The sequence below is a fragment of the Phenylobacterium sp. LjRoot219 genome, assembly GCF_964252995.1.
Classification (GTDB): domain Bacteria; phylum Pseudomonadota; class Alphaproteobacteria; order Caulobacterales; family Caulobacteraceae; genus Phenylobacterium.
Genome location: NZ_CAXUQI020000002.1, coordinates 672,615 through 693,701 on the forward strand (window position 1 = coordinate 672,615; position 21,087 = coordinate 693,701).

A 21,087-nucleotide genomic window follows, 5' to 3' on the forward strand; every position below is an offset into this window, starting at 1 on the left:
CGGCGGGCGCGCGACTGAGCTTTCGAAGACGCGGTCGGAAAAAAGCGTCCTGGCGGCGCAGCGAATGCTGCATTGCAGCATTATGTCGGGTCGGCCGCGCGGCGCGGCGGGGAAATGGGATTGCCAGATGCCTGGACTTGGCGCGACAACGGCGGGGCTCGCCCGGCTGCGGAAGGCGATGAAGCGACAGTCGGACAGCGGCGACGACGCCGGGCTGAGCGAGGTGCGCGGCTTCGGCTTCAATCCTGGCGGCCTCAGGATGCTGGTCCATGTCCCTGGGAGCCTCGCCCTGGAGGCCCCGCTGGTGGTCGTGCTGCACGGCTGCACCCAGCGCGCCGGCCCGCATGCCCGCGCCGCGGGCTGGCTCGCTCTGGCCGACCGTCTGGGCTTCGCGGTCCTGGCCCCTGAGCAGGAAAGCGAGAACAACCCGAACCGCTGCTTCAACTGGTTCGAACCCGGCGACATCACCCGCGGTTCGGGGGAAGCGGCGTCTATCCACGCGATGATTGAGCACATGGTGCGGACGCACCGGCTCGACCCGGCGCGCGTGTTCATCACCGGCCTCTCGGCGGGCGGCGCCATGACCGCGGTCTTGCTCGCCACCTATCCGGAGACCTTCGCCGCCGGGGCGGTGGTGGCCGGTCTTCCGTTCGGCCTCGCCAGCAATGTGCAGGAGGCCTTCGCGGCGATGCACGGCGGCGCCCAACTGGGCGGCCGGGAGTTGGGCGCGCTGGTCGCTCAAGCCGCGCCTGCGCCGCGGCGAAGGCCGCGTCTGGCGATCTGGCATGGCCTGGCGGACGGTACGGTCGTCAGCAGCAACGCCCTGGCGCTCGCCCGTCAATGGGCCGCAGCCTATGGGCTCGCCGAGCATCCCGACGCGGTTCGCGCCCGCCGCGACTGGACCCGCTCGGAGTGGCGCGCCGCGGACGGCGAGCCGCTAATCGAGCTGAACCTGCTCGCAGGTCTCGGCCACGGCACGCCCCTGGCCGCAGGCGGCGACGATCCGATCGGCGAGGTGGCGCCCTTCATGCTCGAGGCGGGCGTCTCATCGTCGCTGGAGATCGCCCGCTTCTGGGGCCTCGCGCCGCCGGAACCAGCCGCGACCGATGAATGGCGCGTCGGCGCCCCGCCGCCCGAGCAGCCGACATTCGGCGCACAGGGGCTGGGCGAGAGCGTGATGGCCTCCGTCTCGCCTCACGTGTCCACCGACGTCCAGCAGGTGATCGCCAAGGCGTTGGCGTCCGCTGGCCTGATGGGCCGAGGCTCACCGCAAGACTAGGCGTTTGGCGCTCGCGCGTGCTGAAGGAGGCTGGTGAACAGGGCGTCGTGCTGCGCGGCGACCAGCCGCCAGCTCAGGGCTTCAGCACGTGCGCGGGCCAAGGCTCCCATACGCCGACGAAGCGCCGGATCGTCTTGCAACCGCTTGAGCGCGGCGAGCGCCGCGTCGGCGTCGCCCGGGGGCGTCAGGATGGCCTCCTGCCCGGGAAGATAGGCGCGCACGGCGTCCAGCGCGGTGGTGATCGTCGGCAGGCCGCTGGCGACGCCTTCGAGCAGCGAGTTGTTCGCGGTGGAGTCCAGCAGCGGGAGGAAGAGGACATCCGCCGCGCGGTACAGCGAGGCGAGCGTCTCATCGTCGACCCCGCGATGCCGGACGACGTTGGGAAGCCCTTCAATCCCCGTCTCCCGTGCGGTCACGACGTGGAATTCGACGGCCGGCATCCGTTCGGCGACCGAGCGGACGACGTCCCAGTCCCTTAGCCAATGGCCCGCGGTGATGCATCGGAACGTCGGACGGTCCGACGCCTGGCTGTCGGGATGGAAGAAGTCGGTGTCCACGCCGTGCAGGATGACGGAGATCCTGTCGTCGGGCAGCCGCCCTTGGAAGAAGCGGCGCTGCGATGGCGACATGAGCACGATGTGGTCGAAGCCGCTGAGAACGGACGGGTCGAGCAGCTCTTCCAGAAGCTCCGGCGGTTGGTGAAAGCTGGCCACCGTCAGCACCTTCGACCCGACGGCGTCGAGCAGGCGCGGCAGGAACTGGGCCGAATGCTCGCCGTCGAGAAAGTGCACGAGGTCCAGCCGTTGGGCGAGGCAGCGGCCGAAGGCGGCGAGTTCGGCGTTCAGGTCGCTGACCTTGTACCACTGCATCGGTCGCCGCTTGAGCGTCGCGCGGAGCCATGGCCGCAGCGGCCGAAGGCCGAGCGGAACCTCCTCGTGGCTGTCGGCCGCGCCATGTCGTTCCGTGCGGAAGCGGCGCGGATCGAGGTGCTGGACGAAACAGGGGTAACCGCTGTGTTCGCCGAAGTGCCGGTAGGGGGTGTAGACAAACCGCACCCGGATCGGGCGTTCAGCGCCCGGCTGCACCGAGGATCCCCCAGGCATATCCGACGTCGATGAGGGCGAGGCACTTGGCCCGAAACGTCGCCGCTTCCGCCGTCGGCAGCGAAAGCGCTTTCAACCTCCCGGGCGACCTTGCGAGCCGCGTCAGCCGTCGGGCGGCGAGTTCGACCCGGCGCTTGCGCGACGGTGCGGTGTCGATGATCTCCATCACCGCGTCGGAGATGCCCTGCCAGTAGAAGCGCTTGATGAACCAGGCCTGGGTCAGGCGGGAAGGCGGCGCCAGATGGGCGATGGCCATGGCTGGCACGTACAGGCACCGGTACCCGCGCCGCACGATCTCCATCTGCAGATGCACGTCGCCGCTGGAGAGCAGATTGGCGCCGACCCGGTCGAGCCAGGGATGAAATCCGCCCACCTCGGCGATGACCGCTTTCGGGGCCGCCATGTTGGCGCCCACCAGCCACTCGCGGCGGAGGTCGACGATCGGCTTCTCGTCCGGCCCCCAGTCGACGATGGTCAAGGCTCCGGCGATCTCGTCGGCCAGCCAGTCGGGCCGCGGCGCCAGCCACACCGGGTCCACGCGCCCGCCGATCACGCCGACGTCGCCGGGCGAGCGCGCGAAGGCGTCGGCGATTGCGGCGAGCCAACCCGGCTGGGCGACGGCGTCGTCGTCGAACAGGGCGACATGGGGCGCCGCGGCGCTCCGCCAGCCGGTGTTGCGGGCGACGCACAGGCCGATCCGATCTTCGCGCAGGTAGCGAACCTCGGCCTGCGACGCGTAACGCTGCGCGACCTCGGCCGTATGATCGGTCGAGCCGTTGTCCACCACGACGATCTCGTAGGCCGAGCGGGGGAAATCCTGCGCGACGACGCTCGCCATCGCCTTGTCGAAGAGAGCGGCGCGGTTGCGCGTGCAGAGGATGACGGAGATGGCCGGAAGCGGCCCCGACACCCCAGGCGTCATGGCGACGACGCTCCGCGCGAGATGCCTGACACCATGCCGACGCAGCGACGCATGACATGCCCGGGCCGGAGCAGCACCGCTTCGAGCTTTTCGAGGAAATAGCGACGCAGCCGCTGATCGTTCGGCGCCTCCTTCGGCGGCTGCGGCACGGGCACGTAGGCGTCGACCAGCTGAAGGGCGAGTTCGTTCTCGTCGCTGTCGAAGGCGGTCAGGGCCTCCGCGCGGATGGCGCGCAGCGACGTCGCCTGGAGCCAGCTCAGCGTGGCCGGCGGGGCTTCGCGCCGGGCGTACAGCCCCGGCAGGGTGACCGCGGTCCAGCCGCCGACGATCGCCTCGTTGGCCAGCGCCCAGATGTCATACTCGCGCGGCAGGCCGGGCCTGAACGGCGGACAGGGATGGAGCGCGTCGGCCCGGAAGCCGCTGGCGGGCGCGACGTCGTTGGCGGCCATCTGGTAGGGCAAGGCCGGGGAGGGACGCGCATCGAAGCCGCGGCAAGGCCCGGTCCGATCCGTCCAGGGCGTCACCACGCCGACGTCCGGCCGGCTGGAGAAGACGCCGGCCATGCGCTCGATGCAGTCCGGCTCCAGGAGATCGTGCTCGTCCAGGAAGAGCCAGAAGTCCGACGCCTGGCGCGCGGCCAACACGGTGAAACCATGGTTCCACCCCTGCGTGCCGACGCAGTGGGGGGCATGTTCCAGCACCACCTCAACGCCAGCGCCGAGCTGGAGCCCACTGAGCCAGGCCGCCGGCGTTGGCTGCCGGTAGACGACCGCGATCGCCTTGGGCGCTTTCGTCTGCATCTGCAACGACCGCAGCACGCCCTTGGCCACCAGCAGGGTCTCCGCGCAGACGACCACGTTCGCCGACGCGTCCGGCGCCGCGCGCGGCGCGAAAAGGCGGATCGCGCCGCGCGCCGCCACCCTGCTGCGGAACCGCTCGTGCGCGGCGAGCACGGCGTCATTGTCGCAAATGCGGCGGGCGGTCCGGGCGGCGGCCGCTCCCATCGTCGCCTTCCGCGCCCCAGGCGTCGCCAGACAGCGCCTGAGCGCCTCGGCAAGGCTGTCGACCATGCCCGCCACCCCCGCGTCCTCGGCCAGCCAGCCGCTGCGCTCGTCCTCCAGCAGTTCGGCCATGGCGCCGTTGCGCGTGGCGATCACCGGCAGGCCTGAGGCCATCGCCTCGATGCAGACGTTGGGGAAGTTTTCCCAACGGGACGGCACGACGGCGGCCTGCGCCCGGCCGAGGTAATGGGCGATCTCGGATTTTGACCTGGCCCCGTGGAAGCGAAACCGCGGGGCGAGCTCCGGGCCGATCTGCTTCAACAGGTCCTGCTGAAGGTTCCAGCTGTCGGCGCCGACGAAGTCGAAGTGAACGGCGGCGTCCTTCTGGGCGACCCGGGTCGCAGCCTCGACCCACTCGATCACGCCTTTGCGGGGCTCAAGCCGTCCGACGTAGCAGATCGATCCTTCGGACCAGACCGCGAAGTCGCGCTCGATCCGCGGCGCGTCGCCGAGGGGAAGCGGGATGACTTCGATGGAGTCCGGCTGGAGGCGGTAGTGCCGCGCCGCCGCCCGGGCCAATCCGCCGCTGGGGCAGAGCAGGGCGTCCGCCGACTTGATACAGAACTCCTCCATCCGGCGCAGCGTCTCCAGGTTCGCGCGCGGTCTGGCGGGGCCGTTGAACTTGTGGATGAAGACGCTCGGCGAATGCAGATGCACCACGCAGGGCGGTCGCTGATCCGGCCCCAGCCCGAGCGAGCGGCGCAGTAGGAAGAAGTAGAGGGGCGCTTCCCATTCCTGCGCCTCGATCAGGTCGATCCCCTCCTCCTCGACCAGCCGTTCCGCCAGCAGCGCCGCGCTCCAGGCGAACCACTGGTTGGGAAAAACGGTCTCGCGGAGGCCCTGCAGTTCGCGCTTCATCCGGGCGCCTTGCGACGGGTTGGCGATGGGGATGTCGCTGGGACCGATGCGGTGAACGATCATCCGCCCGTCCAGGTGCGCTTCGCGCGCTTTCGGGGCGCCGTCCCACCGCTCGCCGATCAGGTGGACGGTGTCGCCGGTCTTCGCCAGCAGTTTGGCGATGTTGGCCACGTAGGTCCCGATCCCGCCTGCGGGATAGGAAGCCGGGGGCAGCTCGCGGCTGATGATCAGGTGTCTCATGTGAAGAGGCCCTTCAAGGCCGCCGCCGCGCGCTGGAACGGCACGCCCGCTCCTCTGCGCTCGGTGGAAGGTTCAGCCCCCTTCGATCGCTCGAGCCCGGCGGCTCTGCGGCATGCCGCTTCCAGCGCCTCCGCCGCGTCCTGGTGCATCTCCGGGCTCGGATAGTACCGGTTGAGCTCCCAGGGCGTGGCGGTCCACTCGTCGCGAATGGTGACCGCTTCGCCGGTCTCGCGATCGCACAGCTTCTGCGGCAAGCCCCGCCGTGAGACGCACGAAACGAACGCGTCGCACTCGGCGCGCAGGACGTGGAGCGTGTCCGCGTCGATCAGCTGCGGGAACTCCCCGAACAGGCCGCTGACGCTGTCGTAGCTCTGCCGGTAGTCGGGCCGCCGCGACGAAAACCAGAAGAGCACCGTCGGCGCCGTCAGCCCGGTGAGGATGCGCCGATAGCTGGACAGCCAGTTGGCGCGCGTCTCCTGCACCACGCGCGAAACGACCGCGCGCGACTCTGTGCGGAGCAGGTGGTCGAACGCCGCGTCGGAGCCCAGTTCAGCGCCGTCCGAGCGGCGCGTGTAATGACCGACGCCCCGGCTCTCGAACCGTGAGTTGCCCTCCGACCGCCCCGACATGACCTGCAGCACCACGAAGCGCGCACCGTTCAGATAGCGGAGCAGCGGCTGCGGGTGCTGGCTGAAGAAGGATGGTCCGGCGCCTCCGTGGCTGATGTTCAGCACGGGCAGCCCAAGGCGTTGCGAAAGGAGCGTCGGGAAGGGGCGGGCGCAGAAGCGGCCGAACGTTTGCGCCGCGCCGAGGCAGACGAAGTACTCCCCGGCGTCGAGGCGCGCGGGGCGCGGCCCCCGGATGCGTAGCGGGCGGAAACGCGACGGGTCGACGATCTCCGGGTCGAGGCAGAACACCTCGTAGTCGACCACGCGCCGGTCAGGATCTTGATATTCGGCAGCCATGCTCAAGCCGCCTCTTGCTCGCCGGCCGCGGTGTCCGGCGCGCGAAAGAAGCGCTCCCAGGTCGAGCCGGCGAAGACGTCTCGCAGCTCCTCGTAATTTGCGATCGCGCGGGACAGCGGCTGGGTGCGTTGCCGAACGACCTTGGCTTCCAGCGGCCCGGGGCGCAGTCCCAGGTGAGCGGCGACGCGCGCCATCGCCGCCGGTCGGTCGGCGACGAGGTCTTCGTAGGTGACGGTCAGAATGCGGTGGCCGGCGAAGTGCGCGTCGCAAGCCGCCTCCTGCGCCTGCACCGCTTGGAAATGGCGGACGCAATCGTCGGCGCTGAGCCGGATGGGTTCGGCGGGCGCGGCGCTCTTCAAGCTCGACCAGACGTTCGTGGCGTGCGCCAGCCGGAGCGACAGATACTGCTCCAGGAGGTTCATCCGCTGGAGGTGGATGACCGCGAGGTCGGGGTCGTTCGCGAGGTAGTCCCAGACCGTCGCCTGGGCACCGGCGCGCGCGTGATAGTAGAAGAGCTTGAAGCCCACGGCCGCGACCTCGCGCGGCCACCGCCGAAACACCGCTGTCTCCAGGAACTCCACGGGCCGCGCTTCGTGCAAGCGCAAGAGCTTCGGGCTCTGCAGCGTGCGGAACGGCCAGCGGTCCCAGCCGATCGCGCCGTCGCCGCGGAAGAGTTCGCCGAGCGCGACGACCTGCCCATGCGCATTCAGCAGATCGAGCAGCAGCGTCGAGCCGGTGCGCGCGACGCCGACGATCACGAACCTCTGGTAGTCGCGGCCGCCGACCAGGGCGCGCGCGTGAAGGACGCTCCGCGCCACCGCTTCGCGCACCCGTGGAGACGGCGAAGGCGGGTTGAGCGAGGTCATCTGCGGCCCGCCCCCACCACGACGGTGGTCTCGCGGAGGTCGGCGGGGCTGCCGGCGAACATCCGGGCGAACGGTCCGCCCGCCTGCAGCAACGCCGCCGGCGCGCCCTGTTCGACCAGCAGGCCGTCGTGCAGCACGACGACGTGGTCGGCGATCGCGACGGTGCTGAACTTGTGGGCGACGATGACCACGGCCCGCTGCTTGGCGAACGCCTGCAGCGTGTTCTGGAAGACGCGTTCGGTCGGCGCGTCGAGCGAGTTGGTCGCTTCATCCAGCACCAGGACGGCGGGGTCGCGCAGCAGCGCGCGCGCGAGCGCAATCCGCTGCCGTTGTCCGCCGGAGAGCTGGGTGGCGCGCTCGCCGACGCGGGTGTCGTAGCCGCGCGGCAGAGCCTGGACGAAGTCGTCGGCGGCGACCGCTCGGGCCGCCTGGATGACCTCGCGTTCCGACGCCTCCGGGCGGCCGTAGAGGATGTTCGCCCGCACCGTGTCGTCGAAGATATAGGGGTCCTGGTTGACGACCCCGACGTGGCGGCGCCAGGCGGCCGCCAGCCCGTCCGTCAGCGGAGTTTCGCCGATCCGGATCTCGCCCGATTGCGGCGTCTGGAAGCCGAGCAGCAGGTCGAGCAGCGTCGACTTGCCGGCGCCCGAGGGGCCGACGATGGCGACCAGCCCGGCTTGCGGCAGGGCGAGCGAAAGCTCGGCGATCGCCGGCGCGTCGCCCTCCGGGTAGCGGAAGGTCACGCGGCGGAACGAGACCGGACCGTCGAACTTTTGCGGCGTGGCGACCGGCGCTCGGATCGGCGGCTGCGGACCCTGCAGGACCGCGCTGACCGCGGCGATGGAGGCGTGCAGACCCGCCAGGCTGGACTGCACCCCCATCAGCGACACCAGCTTCGGCTGAAGCCGGTAGAGTAGGGCGATGAACGCCACCAGCGTGCTCAGGCTGGCGAATTCGGCGCTGACCAGCAGGATGAGCAGGACCAGCACGCCGACCACCATGATCTCGGTGATCGGCCCGGTCGTGACGCTGACCAGCGCCATCTTCAGGAACAGCCCGCGCACGCGGTCGGAGATCTTCTCGAAGCGCGTCAGCTCGTAGTCTTCGCGGCCGAAGGTGTGGATGGTCCGCAGGCCGTTGAGCGTCGACCAGGTCTGCTGCGCCAGGACCTCGTTGCACTCCAGCGCCTGCTTGCTCAGCCGCTTCGCCCGCCGCGAGACCAGTAGGATCACCGGCGGGATCAGCAGCATGCAGCCGATGGCGATCAGCGCCAGCTTCCAGGACAGCAGCACCAGCAGGCCGGCGAAGACGACGGCGGTCGCCAGACTGGTGATGGTGACGAAGATCAGGTTGACGGCGTCGGTCGCCCGCCAGGTCTCGTTGTTGAGGGTGTTGAGCAGCTTGCCTGCGGGCCGGCGTTCGACCGTCGCCAGCGGGATCGACAGGATCCGCTCGAAGATGGCGGTGCGCAGGCTGTGGCTGATCCGGCCGTAGACGACGCCGAGAACCGCCATGTTGGCGTAGCTGAAGAGGCTCTTCGCCACCACGGCGGCGAAGATCAGCGCCAGCACCGTCGCCGTACGACTGGCGGGCGGAAACTGGTCGATGAAGCCCTGCAGCAGGCCAAGGTAGCCGGTGGCGGTCGCCGGATGGGCGTTGTCGCCCAGCGACTGGACAAGCGGAATGACCAGGGTCAGGCCGACCCCCTCGAACAGCGACGAGAGCACGGCGAGCAGCGCCATCACCGGCAGGAAGCCGAGGTGGGCGCGCGCCATGGCGAACAGCGCCCGGCCTTCGCGCAGGTCCTGGACCAGGTCGCGCACCGGGCTGAAGGGCGCGGCCAGCGCGGCGCGGATGCCGGGGATCTGTCCGATCGGCCGCGTCGCCATGGTTCGCTCCGCCCGTCAGGTCGCCAGGCTCGCGTCGCGCCGGGAATGGGCGGCGAGCTCGGTGAGATTGGACAGGTTGACCAATGGATCCTGCAGGGCGGGAGCCTGCAGCATCGCCAGGAATGCGGGGTGGCGGCGGTGCTCCGGCCGGTGGACCGCGCGGGCCGCGTACTCCTCGGGCGAGAAGCTTCCCCAGTCCAGCATCTGGTGGAAGCTCACGCGATCGCAGGCGTGGCGCCGGCCAAGCTCGACGAAGGCCGGCATCTCCTCGAAGTTGTTCAGTTGCACGGTCATGTGGATCTCCAGGTACTGGAGAGGTCCGTTGCGTCTCAGGTCGGCGATGAAGGCGAGCCGCTGCAGCAGCATCGCAAAGTCTCCGCCCCGACGGTTCTCGGCGTAGGTCTCCGGGCGGGCAGCGTCGATCGAGATGGTCGCGGACTTCACCAGCGCGCGGGTTTCCGCCGGAATCGAGCCCCAGATCCGCGGGGTCCACAGCAGCCCGTTGGTGTGCAGGTGGATCCGCTGCAGCTTGGGCATGGACGCCCGCTTCATGGTCTGCAGCCAGCGCCGGAAGTAGGGGCTGCCGAACGGATCGCCGCTGCCGGTGATGTAGAGCAACCGGGCGTCGGCCAGCGCTTCGTCCTCCAGCCGCTTCTGGATGTTGACGATGGCGTCCCCGTGGGCCGTCTCCATGATCAGGTGGTCACGGCAGGTGGGGCAGGACAGGTTACAGGACTGGTCGAAGCAGCAGATGACGTCCTTCGGCCCGAAGGGCATCACCGTCTGCTTGTTGCGGATGACCTCGAGCAGGTCGGGGTCGCTGACGTCGGCGAGGCGCTGCACGGGCCCGTCGACGCGCTGAAGGTAGGGGCACAGGTCGGCCCGACAGTATTTGAAGTCGCCGTCCAGGATCGACCGCCGGAAAGCCTGGGCCGCCTTGCTGTTCCAGACTTCGGCGACCGGCTTGTCGCCCATGTTGCCGATCGAGCGCGTCACCCAGCTCTGACAACAGAAGTAGACGTCGCCGCGCTCGCCGCCGCCGCCCAGAACCTCGAACCGTTCGAACGGCTGGGCGCAGAAAAGCCGCTCGCCGGATTGCGGCCGGCGGGTCGGCGCAGGCCGTGCGGCGCGCCACGCCGCCAGCGATCGCCGCCACAGCTTGCCCGCAATCCCCTTGGTCCGCGCCCGCAGCGCGGCCGGCTGGCGCATGCTGATGACCTGGGTCATGAGCCCGCTCCCACCAATCGCTTGACCCAGGCCGACAGGTTCTGCGGCGCGGGCTGGCCGGCCTCCTTCTGCCGGAGCCGCTCCAGATGCGGCTTGTTGAGCTGCTGGTCGGCCCAGTCCCAGACGCTGACGGTCGCCTTGACCCGCCGGAAGAAGGCGGTGACCTCGAAGGCCTTGGCCAGCTCCCACTCGTCCTCGCCGACCAGGAAGTCATGGAGGATCCGCACTGACGGCATGTTGTAGTCGTCGACGATCATGTGGCCGCCGACCGGCACCCGTGCTTGCGTGTAGTACCAGTCGAGGATCGGGAACGGGAACCGATGGGCGCCGTCGATGAGCACGACGTCCAGCTGCTCCGGGATGCCGTGGCCGGACGGCAGCGCCTCGTCCGAACTCTGGTGGATGAAGCGAAGCGCGTGCGGCGCGCCGAGGGTCGCGAGATAGTCGCGGATCTTCGTGGCCTGGGTCGCATCGGGGGTGATGCAGACGTGCTCGGCCCCGGCGAGCGCGAAGGCGACGGTCGTCTGACCGGCGCCGGTCTCCAGGGTCTTCATGCCGGGCTGCACGAGCGCGGCGAGGTGACGGAGCACGTCGCCGGCGACGGACCAGTTGGCCGGCGTGCCGTCCGGCCAGGCGTGAAAGGCGGGCCGCTCCGCGAGCAGCCGTTCGACCAGCGCCTGGGTCGTCGCCGAGCTCATATGCCGACGCCTCGGGAGGTTGCGAACCGATGGGCGTTGGCGGCGCCGGCGCTAAGCGCGGCGGGCATGGCTCGGGCGGGGGCGGCGTCCTCCAACCCCATCTCGGCGCGGAACCAGGCGATGGTGCGGACCACCCCTTCCTCGTAGGGCACCGCGCAGCGCCATCCCGGCAGCACGCGCCGGGCGGTGGTCAGGTCCGGGCGTCGATTGCTCGGATCCTGCGGCGCCGGCGCGAGGTGCACGATGGGCGTGCCAGGGAAGAAGCCCTGGACGTAGCGGGCGACCTCCAGCACGGAGATCTCCCGGTCGTTGCCGATGTTCAGCGGGCCGGCGAAGTCCACGCCGTCGCGCCAGAAGTAGCGTTCGAGCGCTTCGGCTATGTCGTCGATATAGCCCCAGCTGCGGGTCTGCGCGCCGTCGCCAAAGATCGTCAGCGGCGCGCCGCGCAGGCCCTGGCTGATGAAGTTGGAGACCGCGCGGCCGTCATCGACCCGTGTGCGCGGGCCGAAGACGTTGAACAGGCGGACCACCTTCACCCGCACGCCGAGCACGCGACGGGCCTCGAAGAGCATGGCCTCGACGCAACGCTTGCTCTCGTCATAGGAGGCGCGCGGGCCGGTGCAGTCGACCGAGCCGCGGTAGCTCTCGGGCTGCGGCGACACCTGCGGCTCGCCATAGACTTCCGACGTCGAGGTGAAGGCGAACTGACCGCCCGGCGCCAGCACCTCGAGCAGCCGCATGGCGCCGATCACATTGGCGGAAATCGTCCTCAACGGCTCGGCCATGTACCAGGGCGGCGAGGCCGGCGATGCGAGGTGGTAGATCTCGTCGAAGCGGCCGTCGAACGACGCCTGCTCGACATCCGCGATCAGGACTCGCAGCCGCGGATCAAGGACATGGTCCAGGTTCTGCGGGCAGCCGGTCCAGAGGTTGTCGACCACCAGGCACTCGTCCAGGTCGTCGCGCCGCAACAGGCGCTCTACCAGGTGAGAGCCGATGAAGCCGAGGCCGCCGGCGACCAGGATGCGCACCATCACTATGTCCCGAGCGATGGGAATTCAGCGCCCGGACCTCTCGCTGAAGCTATGTGCCGCTAGACAAGCTTAACTATAGGCGTGGCTGTATGTGGGTTTTAGACTGCCGATAAGGTGGCGCGGAGGCTAACGCGGGCCTCTAGCGACAGCGTCATTCATTTGATGTGGCGCTCGTAAACTTTGGCTGTATTGCCGTTCTTTGTTCCTCCCGCGTCGCGCGAAGGGAGCCAAGATCCGTGGGGCTCAAGACGAACTCGGCTGAAACCACGAACGGCGAGGCTTTATACGGCGAGGCCTTCTTCGCCGGGATCGACGCGGGCGCGCAGCGGTCAGCGGAGATCGTCGTCCCCCTGCTTCTCGAAGTCTTCTCGCCCCGGAGCGTCGTGGATTTCGGCGGCGGAGCCGGCCATTGGGCGGCGGCCTGTCTCGCCCGCGGCGTGCGGGACGTGCTGACGATCGATGGCCCGTGGGTGCCGCCGTCCGCCCGGGTCATGCCCGCGGAGCGGTTCCTGGAGCACGACCTCGGGGCGCCGCTGGTGCTGGACCGGCGCTTCGACCTGGCGCTGTGCCTCGAAGCGGCCGAACACCTGCCGGCTTCAGCCGCGGAGGCGCTGGTGCGCGCGCTCACGGCCGCGGCGCCGGTCGTCGCCTTTTCCGCGGCCCTGCCTGGACAGGGCGGCGACGGGCACATCAACGAGCAGCCGGCGTCGTACTGGGCGCGTCTGTTCGCGGCGCGCGGCTACGCCTGCTTCACGGACTTCAGGCGGCGCATCTGGAACGACGCAGCGGTTGAGGTCTGGTACCGCCAGAACCTCCTCTGCTTCGTCCGGCGATCCGAGATCGGGCGTTGGGGCGCAGGGCTCGACCGGCCGGTGGAAGAACCTGACCTCGACGTCGCCCACCCCGATCTGCTTCTGCGGCACAAGGCGCGCGGCGATCAACTGGAGGTCTATGCCGATCGGCTCGAACGCGAAGGCGAGGCCATGGGCGAGAAGCTCGAGCAAACCCGCGCCGCCCTCGAACGGCGTGAAGCCGAGTTGCTGCAGTGTCAGGCGGAACTGAAGGTCTTCACCGCCTCGCCGTTGTGGCGCGGCTGGCGGCTTGCCGTCCGCGTGGGGCGAGGCGTCCGCCGCTCTGCGGCTCGGCGCGTTCGCCCTCGGTGACGTATTAGCGGCCCTGGCTCAGCCGCGCGAAGACCTCGGTCAGCGGCAGGCCGGCGGTGTAGGCCGGCGGCTGGGCGGGCGCCGCCGCCGCATATTGACCCAGCGACAGGCGCCCGGCGGCGCCCACGCCGCGCTGGCTGCGCGCGTCGGCGGCCTTGCGCAGTTCGATCGCCATCCGCGGCTCGCTTTCGGCAGCCTCGGCGGTCCCAGACGACGGCGCCGCGCCGGCAGTTGACTTGACCCGTTCGATCAGCGCCCACGGCGCCTGCGGCTTGGCGGGCGCGGCGTGGAACTCCTTGTAGTCCAGCTCGCCGCCCAGCTTGCTCATCAGGTTGCGGACGTCGTTCATTGCGCTGCTGCTCAATCTCGAAGGCCGAGGGCGTCCCGGCGATGCAGCTTTGTCGCGCATTCATCGGCGACCCGAAATTCGGAGACACTACCCCCGTATTTCTACGGTGACGGGCATGCGGCGGCCGAACCTCGCGGCCTGAACCGCAGCCCCCGCCTGCGCGCGAGGTCGCGCCGCGCGTGGAGCCGCGAGGGCGCGATCACCCCGTAGAAATACGGGGGTGTTCCTCCGGAATTTCAGCGCGCGCAGCCTTGGATCAGGTTGCAGCCACGAGGGAGGCACGCATGACGTTAGTTTCGGCAATCGGCCAGGCCCGGCTTCACCACGCCGGATCGTCGCTGTGCATGTCGCGTCGGAGCTCCGCCCTCGGGCCGCGGGTCGATGACGACGGCGTCTATGGCGTGGTGCGGCGCTGGCCCGCCTGGCTCCGCCTGCCGTTCATCGCCGCGCTCGGCCTCGCCGTCTGGGCTTCGGTGATCCTGACCGCCTTGCCGCTCCTCCCGTGAGCCTCGGCGCCGATCGCCCACACTTGGAGACGCGCCGGCCCCGCCGAACGCGAACCGGATTGACGCGCCGCCTGCGCGCTATGGATGGACTCGGAAGATGAATGCTCCTGTTCGGACCGTACCCGCGCCGGCCGACGCGTACGGTCACCACGACCTCAGCTCGCCGCATCCCGTGGACCGCCAGGTGGGGCTGCGCATCCGCATGCGTCGCAAGGAGCTCCGCATCAGCCAGGAGAAGCTGGCCGAAGCGCTCGGCCTGACCTTTCAGCAGATCCAGAAGTACGAACGGGCGGCCAACCGGGTGAGCGCCTCAAAGCTCTTCGAGATCGCCCGCGCGCTGAACACGAACGTCGGCTACTTCTACGACGGCCTTGGCGACGCCGACGCCGACGCCGAAGCCGGCCCGACGCCCGCGCTGACGTATGTCGGCCACGAGTTCCTGCTCACGTCGGAGGGGCCGGAACTGGCCCTGCTGTTTCAAAAACTGCCGCGCCGCCGGCTGCGGCGCAAAATCGTGGAGCTGGTCCGCGCCATCGCCGACGCGGAGCCGGAGCTCGAGGGCGACGCCGTCGGCGTCGAGGATCGCGCGCTGGAGGAAGGCTGAGCTCCCGGCGGTCCGGCGCCTTCGCGCTCAATCATTTTCCCCACGCGCCTGTCACCCAAGGATCGCTTGCAGGTTGCAAACCTGCGCGCAATTTCCATCATAGGGCGGTGAGCGCCGTTGCGCCGCAGCCCGCGGCCATTCATCCCGCTCGGAGCGAGCGGCTACGCTGGATCGCTGCGAGGAGGATGAGTCATGGCCGAGCCGGTCGCGGTGCACGTGATCGACGACGACGAGGTGATCCGCGAGATGCTGCTGGCGTTGCTCGGCGCTGCAGGCCACCGCGTGCACGCCTATGAGTCGGCCCAGGCCTTCCTCGAGCGCCTGCCGGCGTTGAGCAGCGGCTGCGTCATCACCGACGTGCAGATGCCCGACATCACCGGGATCGAGCTGCTGCGACGCATGCAGGCGCGCCTGGCCGAATTCCCGATCATCGTCCTGACCGGCAACGCCGACGTGCCGCTGGCGGTGGAGGCTCTCAAGTCCGGCGCCGCGGATTTCATCGAAAAGCCGTTCGAGAGCGTCACCGTGCTGAAGGCGGTCGGGTCGGCCGTCGAACGCCTGTCGCGCACGTCGGAGCAGGAGAGCCGCCACACCGACTATGCTCAGCGCATCGCCGGCCTGACGGCGCGTGAGCGCGACGTGCTGCGCGGCCTGGTCGCCGGCTCGTCGAACAAGACGATCGCCCGCGAACTCGACATCAGTCCACGGACGGTCGAGAACTACCGCGCGAACGTCATGGTGAAGATGCAGGCGTCCAGCCTCTCCGAGCTGGTGCGCATGGCCCTGTTGACCGAAGGCCTGGCGTAGGCCCCTCGGCGGCCGGCGAGGGGGCCGCCTCAGGCCGCGCCGGAGCCCTCGTGAGCACTCATCACCTGGCGGATCTCGGCGGCGAGGGTGGTCGGGTTGAACGGCTTGGTGATCACCCCGAGCGCCCCGAGGGCGCGGAGCGCCTGCAGGTCGTTGGCTTGCGCCTTGGCGGTCATGAAGATCACCGGGGTGTCGGCGAAGTCTGGCGTGGCGCGCAGTTGCGCCAGCGTGGCCGGGCCGTCCAGCACTGGCATCATGACGTCGAGCAGAAAGAGGTCCGGCCGCACGTCGCCGGCCCGGACGAGTTCCAGGGCGGCGACGCCGCTCTCCGCTTGATGGACTTCGAACCCCGGGTCGAGCTCCAGGGCCATGACCGCGATCTCGCGGATGAAGGGTTCGTCGTCGACGTAGAGAACTTTCATGCGCCCTCGGTTCGGGTGAGCCGGTGGGCCGTGTCCACCAGGCGCTCGATGCTGGTTCGGGATTTCGTCAGCACGGCGTCGACACGGTCGAGCAGTTGTGGATCGAGCTCTTCGCCGGAATAGACGATCACCGGCGGCTTCGGCTCCATGCGCGAGATTTCCGCCAGCAGGTCGAGGCCCGAGCCGTCCGGCAGCCCGACGTCCAGCACCACGAGGTCGAAGCGCCGCCGGCGCACCAGGCTGCGCGCCGCGTGCAGGGTCGGGGCCGCCAGCACCTCGCCGGCCCCGGCGAGGGCCAGCCTGACCACCTCGACCAGGTCCGGATCGTCGTCGAGGTGGAGAATGCAGGCCGCGTCGTTGCCGGACAGCAGCTTCCTGACGCTGCGCGAAAGCCGACCAGGGTCGAGCGGCGTGTCGATCCAATCGGCGATGGCCACGCCGCCGCGGAGATCGGCGTCCGGCTCCGGCTCGGCGCTGACGACGATGATCGGCGGGCGGCGTTCGCCGCTCTCCTCGGCCAGCCGGCGAACCAGCGCCACGCCCTCGCCGTCGGGGAACGGCAGCCCCAGGACGACGGCGGCGTAACCGCCGCTGGATGCGGCCTCGACGGCGCTGGCGCAGGTGTGCGCCTGATCGACGGCGAACCCGTCGCGCTCCAGGCTGCGGGCCAGGGTCTCGGCGGTCTGCGGATCGCCTTCGCAGACCAGCAGACGCACCTGCCTGGGCGCGTTCGCCGCCGGCTCGGCGGCGGCCGGCGGCAGCTCGAACTCGAATACCGCGCCGTCGCCCGGCGCACTGACCAGCCGGATGCGGCCCTGGTGGCGATCAAGGATCTCCTTGGAGATGGCGAGCCCGAGCCCGGCGCCTCCCTTCGCCCGGGCGGAGGAGCTGTCGGCCTGGGCGAACTTGCCAAAGATGCTGGCGTGGAACGATTCCGGCACGCCGGGGCCCTGGTCGGAGACGCGGGCGCGGACGCCGGCTTCGTCGCCGCGCAACGACACATCGACCCGTCCGCCGGGCGGGGAGAACTTGACGGCGTTGGACACCAGGTTGGTGAACACCTGGACCAGGCGGTCCATGTCTCCGTTGACGGTCAGCGGCGCGTCCGGCGCCGTCAGCCGGATGGTGACGCCATGGTCGCCGGCGAAGCCGCCGAGGTCCTGGATGGCCTGCCGCGCGGCGGTCCGCAGGTCGAGCGGCTGCATGTCGAAGCGGACCTTGCCCGCGGCGATCTTCTCGATGTCGAGCAGGTCGTTGATCAGCCGCACCAGCCGCTCGCAGGAGGTGCGCGCGATGTAGACCAGGCGCGCGGCCTTGTCCGAAAGCGCCCCGGCCGCCCCCGACTCCAGCAGGCCCAGCGAGCCCGCGATCGAGGTGATCGGCGTGCGCAGCTCGTGGCTGACCGTGCTGACGAACTCGTCCTTCGCCCGCTCGGCCTGCTTGCGATCGCTGACGTCGCGGATCGCGGCGACGCCGTGGATCCCGTCGCTCTGCTGCATGGAGCCCAGCGCGATCTCCGCATCGAAGGTCGCGCCGTTCCGACGCCGGCCCACCACTTCGCGCGCGCCGGTTATCCCGGCAGGATCTCCGCCGCCCAGCCGCCGCAGGAAGGCGCCTTCGCCGGGCGCCAGGTCGGCGATCAGCGAGATGTCCCGCCGCCGGAGCTCCTCGCGCTTCCAGCCGAACATCGCCTCGGCGGCACGGTTCATCGTCTCGATCGAGCCGCTGGGGTTGAACGTCACGATCGCGTCCAAGCTGCCCTCGAAAATCGCCTGCTGGCGGGCGGCCTCGTTGCTGATCTGGTCGATCAGGATCTGGCGCGCGCGGGTGTGGCGCCGCACGAGGACGGCCGACAGGGCGAGCGCGCCGAGGATCATCGCCAGCAGCAGCCCGGTGAAGATCTCTACGCGAACCCGGGCGCCGCGCGCCTCGGCGAGCCTGGCGTCCAGCGCCGAGGATTCCGCCTGGATCATCGCGTCCACGGTCGCGCGGATCGCGTCCATCGCCACCTTGCCCCGCTCCGACGCCGTATGCGCCGCGGCCGGACCGGCGCCCTCGGTTCGGCGGATGGCGATGGCTTGGGCCATGATCTGCTGCTTGGCCGCGGATTGGCCTTTCAGCGTTTGCAGGCGGCCGCGCTGCGCAGGATTGGCGCGCAGGAGCTGCTCCAGGGCGGTGATCTGCGAGTCCAATTGGCGGAGTGCATGGTCGTACGGTTCGAGGAAGCCCGCGCGTCCGGTGATCACGTAACCGCGCTGGCCGGTTTCCATGTCCTGCAGCAGCGAGAACACCCGCTGGATCTGTGCGCGGCGCTCGTAGGACGCCTCGACCTCGCGCTGGTCGAGGTCGGCGTTGCGCAGCGCCATCAGGAGAAAGACGGCGGCGGCCAGCACCAGCAGCGGCGCAATCAGCAGCGTCATGTAGTTGGCCAGGCGTAAGCCGCGGCGGGCGAGGTCCTGTTCGCGGGCGTCGCTCATCGCCCGCGCTCCGGACGCAGCGGCGCCGGTCCGGCCGCAGCGCCTGTGTTTATCGAAAGGGAGCTGCCCCCGGTCATGTGCGACGATTCCTATGGTTCCGCGGAGCTTGGCCGGAGGGGACCGCCGGCGCAACGCAGTTGCTGCAACATGCCGCGGGCACTACCGTTACGCGAGCGACCGCATATTGTCGCTACTCCAACCTGAAGTCCGGATCTGGGCCGGGGCTCAGCGCCGGCGCGAGCGTGAATGTCGGATATTGCAGAGCACCAGGCGCAACTCGCGTTCGAACAGATGCTGGGGCCGGCCACCGCCCTGCGGCTGGTCCGCATCTTCCGCGATCAGCTCGCTGAAAGGCTGACCTCGGACGATCCGGCGGCGATCCGCGCCGACGCGCACAAGATCGCCGGCTCGGCGGCGATGCTCGGCTTCCTGAGCCTGGGCGAGCTCGCGCGCGAGCTTGAGACGGCAGACGTCGAGGGGCGGTCGACGAAGGACCTGCTCGCCCTAACCTTGATCGCGAAACGTGAGGCGCAGCGCGTCATCGGCGCCTGGATCCGCCGGCTGGAGGCGAGCCAGCCGATTGCCTGAGCGGCTTGCGGATCACGTTCGCGGCAGTGAGATCCGCATGAAAAGGCCGCCGGAGGGGCGGTTGAGCGCCTGGACGTCGCCGTTGTGCGCCGCGATCGCGCGTTGGGCGATCGAGAGCCCCAGACCTACGCCCCGCACCTCGCCGGCCCCCTTGACGAACGGATCGAACATGGTCTCCAGCAGGGCGGGGGAGACGCCGGGGCCTTCGTCCGAAACCTCGATCACGACGCGCTCCTGATCGGTCCTGGCGGCGACGTGGACGGTCCCGCCGGCCGGGCTGAAGCGCAGAGCGTTGCGGATCACGTTCTCGATGCCGCGCCGCAGCAGCTCCGGCGCCCCCTTGAGCACCGGCGCCTCGTCGGCGTCGGCGAGTTCCGGGCTCAGTTCGAGCGCCACCGTGACGTCGCGCGGCTTGGCTTCGAACTGCGCGTCGTCGCAGATCACCCGCAGCAGGCTGGCGACGTCAAAGTAGATCTCCTCGGCGCCGGCTTCGCTCTCGGCGCGCGACAGGCTCAGGAGGTCGCCGACGAGGGTGTTCAGCCGCGCCCCCTCGGTCTCGATCCGCGCCAGCGCCTGCGCGTCGAACCCGCCGGGCTGATGCGCCAGCCCCACCGCCAGGCTCAGCCGCGCCAGCGGGGAGCGAAGCTCGTGCGAGACGTCGTGCAGCAGGCGGTCGCGGCTGGCGATCAGCTGCTGCAGCCGCTCCGCCATCGCGTCGAAGTCGTGTGCGAGATCGGCGATCTCGTCGCGGCGGCGCCCCATGCCAGGGGTCAGGCGGACCTTCAGGTCGCCTTCGGCAAGGCGCCGGAAGCCGCCTCTGAGGCGGCCGATCGGCCGGGTCAGATAGGCCGCGAGGGCGGCGCTGAAGACGAAGCTCGCGGCGAGCTGGACGGCGAGCGGCCAGGCGGGGAGGAGGCTTCCCCGCTTCCGCGGCGGCGGCAGGTCAGGCTTGAGCGTGCCGTCCGCCTGCGGCTCCAGGCGCAGGCGCGCCCGCTCCTCGGCCGGCCAGGCGGCGACCACCTGATCGAGCGCCGGCCGGCCGCCATAGCGCAGCGCCACGGCGGCGGCGCGCAGCCGCTCGGCGCGCTGTTGATGGAAGATCGCCTGGATGTCGCGCCCGAAGTTGGTCTGGACGGCGAAGGCCAGGACCACGCCGCCGGTGGCGAGCGCCAGCGTCAGCGCCAGGGCGACCAGGATCTTCCAGAACAGCCGCGGTTTCACGCCGGCGCTCTCAGCCGGTAGCCGATGGCCCGGACGGTCTCGATCTCGACGCCGCCGCCGGCCGCGCCCAGCTTCTGGCGCAGGTTGCTGATGTGGACGTCGACGCTGCGGTCGTACGGCTCGCGCGGACGGCGCAGGGCGCGCTCCGACAGCTCGTCCTTGGTGATCGCGTCGCCCGGCAGTCTGGCGAGCTGCAGCAGCAGGTCGAATTCTGTGCCGGTGAGGACGAGCAGCCGCTCGCGCAGCCAGGCCTCCCGTTTGGCCGGCGCGATCCGCAGCGGGCCGATGGCCAGTTCGCTCTTGTCGTTGGCGGCAGGCGGGTCGGACTGCACACGGCGCAGAACCGCGCGCAGGCGGGCGACCAGCTCACGCGGGTAGACCGGCTTGGGAAGGTAGTCGTCGGCCCCGAGCTCCAGGCCGACTACGCGGTCGATGCTGTCGCCCTTGGCGGTCAGCATCACCACGGGCAGGGCGCTTTGGCGCCGCAGCCTGCGCAGCAGCTCCATCCCGTCGAGCTGCGGCATCATCACGTCGAGCACGACGGCGTCGAAGCGGCCCGACAGGGCGCGCTCGAGACCGCCGAGCGGATCGTGCGCCCGTTCGCAGGCGAAGCCCTCGCTCTCCAGGTACTCCGCCATCATCGCGGTGAAGGTGTCATCATCATCGATCAGCAGGATCCGCATGCTCGCCGTCCGCACTCAAAGCCCGCGCGACCATGGGGGACGGCGGCCGGGCCGGCCAATCGCCTTTTCGAAATTCTTACAAACCATTTTCGCGGCCCTGACAGCGTGGCGAGAGCGGCTTTGGC

20 protein-coding genes are annotated in these 21,087 nt (G+C 70.0%); 6 read left to right on the forward strand and 14 right to left on the reverse strand.

The features are described from left to right. Nucleotides 1–127: 127 nt before the first annotated feature. Entirely contained in the window at nucleotides 128–1,279 is a 1,152-nt protein-coding gene (locus tag ACSQ14_RS21215) for an extracellular catalytic domain type 1 short-chain-length polyhydroxyalkanoate depolymerase (protein ID WP_436016233.1), read from the forward strand. On the opposite strand, the gene ACSQ14_RS21220 is transcribed toward ACSQ14_RS21215, so the two are convergent. From ACSQ14_RS21220 to ACSQ14_RS21260, 9 genes are read right to left on the reverse strand one after another with little or no spacing between them, the layout of a single operon-like run. After that, the gene (locus ACSQ14_RS21220; RefSeq protein WP_436016234.1) at nucleotides 1,276–2,364 is read right to left on the reverse strand and encodes a glycosyltransferase family 4 protein; all 1,089 of its coding nucleotides are present in this window, start codon (nucleotides 2,362–2,364) and stop codon (nucleotides 1,276–1,278) included. The two genes, ACSQ14_RS21215 and ACSQ14_RS21220, sit on opposite strands and share 4 nt — an antisense overlap. Then, nucleotides 2,348–3,304 carry a glycosyltransferase family 2 protein gene (locus tag ACSQ14_RS21225; RefSeq protein WP_436016235.1) on the reverse strand — a complete coding sequence of 319 codons (957 nt, stop codon included), beginning with the start codon at nucleotides 3,302–3,304 and terminating at the stop codon, nucleotides 2,348–2,350. Before ACSQ14_RS21225 ends, ACSQ14_RS21220 begins: the two co-directional genes overlap by 17 nt. After that, entirely contained in the window at nucleotides 3,301–5,463 is a 2,163-nt protein-coding gene (locus ACSQ14_RS21230; protein WP_436016236.1) for a glycosyltransferase, read from the reverse strand. The genes ACSQ14_RS21225 and ACSQ14_RS21230 overlap by 4 nt, the downstream gene beginning before the upstream one ends. Continuing rightward, a complete protein-coding gene (locus tag ACSQ14_RS21235; RefSeq protein WP_436016237.1) occupies nucleotides 5,460–6,428 on the reverse strand; it encodes a DUF6473 family protein in 969 nt (322 codons plus the stop codon). Before ACSQ14_RS21235 ends, ACSQ14_RS21230 begins: the two co-directional genes overlap by 4 nt. Before the next feature lie 2 nt (nucleotides 6,429–6,430). Then, nucleotides 6,431–7,258 (reverse strand): Stf0 family sulfotransferase, encoded by an 828-nt coding sequence (locus ACSQ14_RS21240; protein WP_436016238.1) that lies wholly within the window; start codon nucleotides 7,256–7,258, stop codon nucleotides 6,431–6,433. 32 nt (nucleotides 7,259–7,290) lie between these two features. Then, nucleotides 7,291–9,183: an ABC transporter ATP-binding protein gene (locus ACSQ14_RS21245; RefSeq protein WP_436016239.1), complete on the reverse strand. Its 1,893-nt coding sequence runs from the start codon at nucleotides 9,181–9,183 to the stop codon at nucleotides 7,291–7,293. 15 nt (nucleotides 9,184–9,198) lie between these two features. Beyond that, complete coding sequence (locus ACSQ14_RS21250) at nucleotides 9,199–10,410, reverse strand: SPASM domain-containing protein (RefSeq protein ID WP_436016240.1); 1,212 nt, start codon at nucleotides 10,408–10,410, stop codon at nucleotides 9,199–9,201. Continuing rightward, complete coding sequence (locus ACSQ14_RS21255) at nucleotides 10,407–11,108, reverse strand: class I SAM-dependent methyltransferase (protein ID WP_436016241.1); 702 nt, start codon at nucleotides 11,106–11,108, stop codon at nucleotides 10,407–10,409. The genes ACSQ14_RS21250 and ACSQ14_RS21255 overlap by 4 nt, the downstream gene beginning before the upstream one ends. Continuing rightward, nucleotides 11,105–12,142, reverse strand: a complete 1,038-nt coding sequence (locus ACSQ14_RS21260) for an NAD-dependent epimerase/dehydratase family protein (RefSeq protein ID WP_436016242.1) — start codon at nucleotides 12,140–12,142, stop codon at nucleotides 11,105–11,107. Before ACSQ14_RS21260 ends, ACSQ14_RS21255 begins: the two co-directional genes overlap by 4 nt. Before the next feature lie 236 nt (nucleotides 12,143–12,378). Here ACSQ14_RS21260 and ACSQ14_RS21265 point away from each other — a divergent pair, with 236 nt between their 5' ends. Beyond that, the gene (locus ACSQ14_RS21265) at nucleotides 12,379–13,305 is read left to right on the forward strand and encodes a methyltransferase domain-containing protein (protein WP_436016243.1); all 927 of its coding nucleotides are present in this window, start codon (nucleotides 12,379–12,381) and stop codon (nucleotides 13,303–13,305) included. A 4-nt stretch (nucleotides 13,306–13,309) separates the two neighbouring features. On the opposite strand, the gene ACSQ14_RS21270 is transcribed toward ACSQ14_RS21265, so the two are convergent. Continuing rightward, the gene (locus ACSQ14_RS21270; protein WP_436016244.1) at nucleotides 13,310–13,654 is read right to left on the reverse strand and encodes a hypothetical protein; all 345 of its coding nucleotides are present in this window, start codon (nucleotides 13,652–13,654) and stop codon (nucleotides 13,310–13,312) included. A gap of 284 nt (nucleotides 13,655–13,938) precedes the next feature. Between ACSQ14_RS21270 and ACSQ14_RS21275 the strand changes: the two genes are divergently transcribed. The 3 genes from ACSQ14_RS21275 to fixJ all read left to right on the forward strand — a co-directional run bounded on the left by ACSQ14_RS21275 (nucleotide 13,939) and on the right by fixJ (nucleotide 15,571). After that, nucleotides 13,939–14,160, forward strand: a complete 222-nt coding sequence (locus ACSQ14_RS21275; protein WP_436016245.1) for a hypothetical protein — start codon at nucleotides 13,939–13,941, stop codon at nucleotides 14,158–14,160. 97 nt (nucleotides 14,161–14,257) lie between these two features. After that, nucleotides 14,258–14,764 (forward strand): helix-turn-helix domain-containing protein, encoded by a 507-nt coding sequence (locus ACSQ14_RS21280; protein WP_436016246.1) that lies wholly within the window; start codon nucleotides 14,258–14,260, stop codon nucleotides 14,762–14,764. Nucleotides 14,765–14,956: 192 nt separating this feature from the next. Next, a complete protein-coding gene (gene fixJ, locus ACSQ14_RS21285; protein ID WP_436016247.1) occupies nucleotides 14,957–15,571 on the forward strand; it encodes a response regulator FixJ in 615 nt (204 codons plus the stop codon). Nucleotides 15,572–15,600: 29 nt separating this feature from the next. On the opposite strand, the gene ACSQ14_RS21290 is transcribed toward fixJ, so the two are convergent. Then, entirely contained in the window at nucleotides 15,601–15,993 is a 393-nt protein-coding gene (locus tag ACSQ14_RS21290; RefSeq protein ID WP_436016248.1) for a response regulator, read from the reverse strand. Further along, nucleotides 15,990–18,470, reverse strand: coding sequence for a CHASE3 domain-containing protein (locus ACSQ14_RS21295; protein WP_436016249.1), 2,481 nt, complete (start codon nucleotides 18,468–18,470; stop codon nucleotides 15,990–15,992). The genes ACSQ14_RS21290 and ACSQ14_RS21295 overlap by 4 nt, the downstream gene beginning before the upstream one ends. Nucleotides 18,471–18,716: 246 nt before the next feature. On the opposite strand from ACSQ14_RS21295, the gene ACSQ14_RS21300 reads away from it, so the two are divergent. After that, on the forward strand, nucleotides 18,717–19,058 hold the full coding sequence (locus ACSQ14_RS21300) for an Hpt domain-containing protein (protein ID WP_436016250.1): 342 nt from the start codon (nucleotides 18,717–18,719) through the stop codon (nucleotides 19,056–19,058). Nucleotides 19,059–19,070: 12 nt separating this feature from the next. On the opposite strand, the gene ACSQ14_RS21305 is transcribed toward ACSQ14_RS21300, so the two are convergent. Next, nucleotides 19,071–20,279 (reverse strand): ATP-binding protein, encoded by a 1,209-nt coding sequence (locus ACSQ14_RS21305; protein ID WP_436016251.1) that lies wholly within the window; start codon nucleotides 20,277–20,279, stop codon nucleotides 19,071–19,073. Beyond that, entirely contained in the window at nucleotides 20,276–20,962 is a 687-nt protein-coding gene (locus tag ACSQ14_RS21310) for a response regulator transcription factor (protein WP_436016252.1), read from the reverse strand. Before ACSQ14_RS21310 ends, ACSQ14_RS21305 begins: the two co-directional genes overlap by 4 nt. Nucleotides 20,963–21,087 lie beyond the last annotated feature (125 nt).

Bases quoted from the DNA above. Each gene is read 5' to 3' on its own strand.
- ACSQ14_RS21215 (WP_436016233.1), top strand. From the start codon at position 128: ATGCCTGGACTTGGCGCGACAACGGCGGGGCTCGCCCGGCTGCGGAAG.
- ACSQ14_RS21225 (WP_436016235.1), bottom strand. From the start codon at position 3,304: ATGACGCCTGGGGTGTCGGGGCCGCTTCCGGCCATCTCCGTCATCCTC.
- ACSQ14_RS21230 (WP_436016236.1), bottom strand. From the start codon at position 5,463: ATGAGACACCTGATCATCAGCCGCGAGCTGCCCCCGGCTTCCTATCCC.
- ACSQ14_RS21235 (WP_436016237.1), bottom strand. From the start codon at position 6,428: ATGGCTGCCGAATATCAAGATCCTGACCGGCGCGTGGTCGACTACGAG.
- ACSQ14_RS21245 (WP_436016239.1), bottom strand. From the start codon at position 9,183: ATGGCGACGCGGCCGATCGGACAGATCCCCGGCATCCGCGCCGCGCTG.
- ACSQ14_RS21250 (WP_436016240.1), bottom strand. From the start codon at position 10,410: ATGACCCAGGTCATCAGCATGCGCCAGCCGGCCGCGCTGCGGGCGCGG.
- ACSQ14_RS21255 (WP_436016241.1), bottom strand. From the start codon at position 11,108: ATGAGCTCGGCGACGACCCAGGCGCTGGTCGAACGGCTGCTCGCGGAG.
- ACSQ14_RS21260 (WP_436016242.1), bottom strand. From the start codon at position 12,142: ATGGTGCGCATCCTGGTCGCCGGCGGCCTCGGCTTCATCGGCTCTCAC.
- ACSQ14_RS21270 (WP_436016244.1), bottom strand. From the start codon at position 13,654: ATGAACGACGTCCGCAACCTGATGAGCAAGCTGGGCGGCGAGCTGGAC.
- ACSQ14_RS21275 (WP_436016245.1), top strand. From the start codon at position 13,939: ATGACGTTAGTTTCGGCAATCGGCCAGGCCCGGCTTCACCACGCCGGA.
- ACSQ14_RS21280 (WP_436016246.1), top strand. From the start codon at position 14,258: ATGAATGCTCCTGTTCGGACCGTACCCGCGCCGGCCGACGCGTACGGT.
- fixJ (WP_436016247.1), top strand. From the start codon at position 14,957: ATGGCCGAGCCGGTCGCGGTGCACGTGATCGACGACGACGAGGTGATC.
- ACSQ14_RS21290 (WP_436016248.1), bottom strand. From the start codon at position 15,993: ATGAAAGTTCTCTACGTCGACGACGAACCCTTCATCCGCGAGATCGCG.
- ACSQ14_RS21295 (WP_436016249.1), bottom strand. From the start codon at position 18,470: ATGAGCGACGCCCGCGAACAGGACCTCGCCCGCCGCGGCTTACGCCTG.
- ACSQ14_RS21300 (WP_436016250.1), top strand. From the start codon at position 18,717: ATGTCGGATATTGCAGAGCACCAGGCGCAACTCGCGTTCGAACAGATG.
- ACSQ14_RS21310 (WP_436016252.1), bottom strand. From the start codon at position 20,962: ATGCGGATCCTGCTGATCGATGATGATGACACCTTCACCGCGATGATG.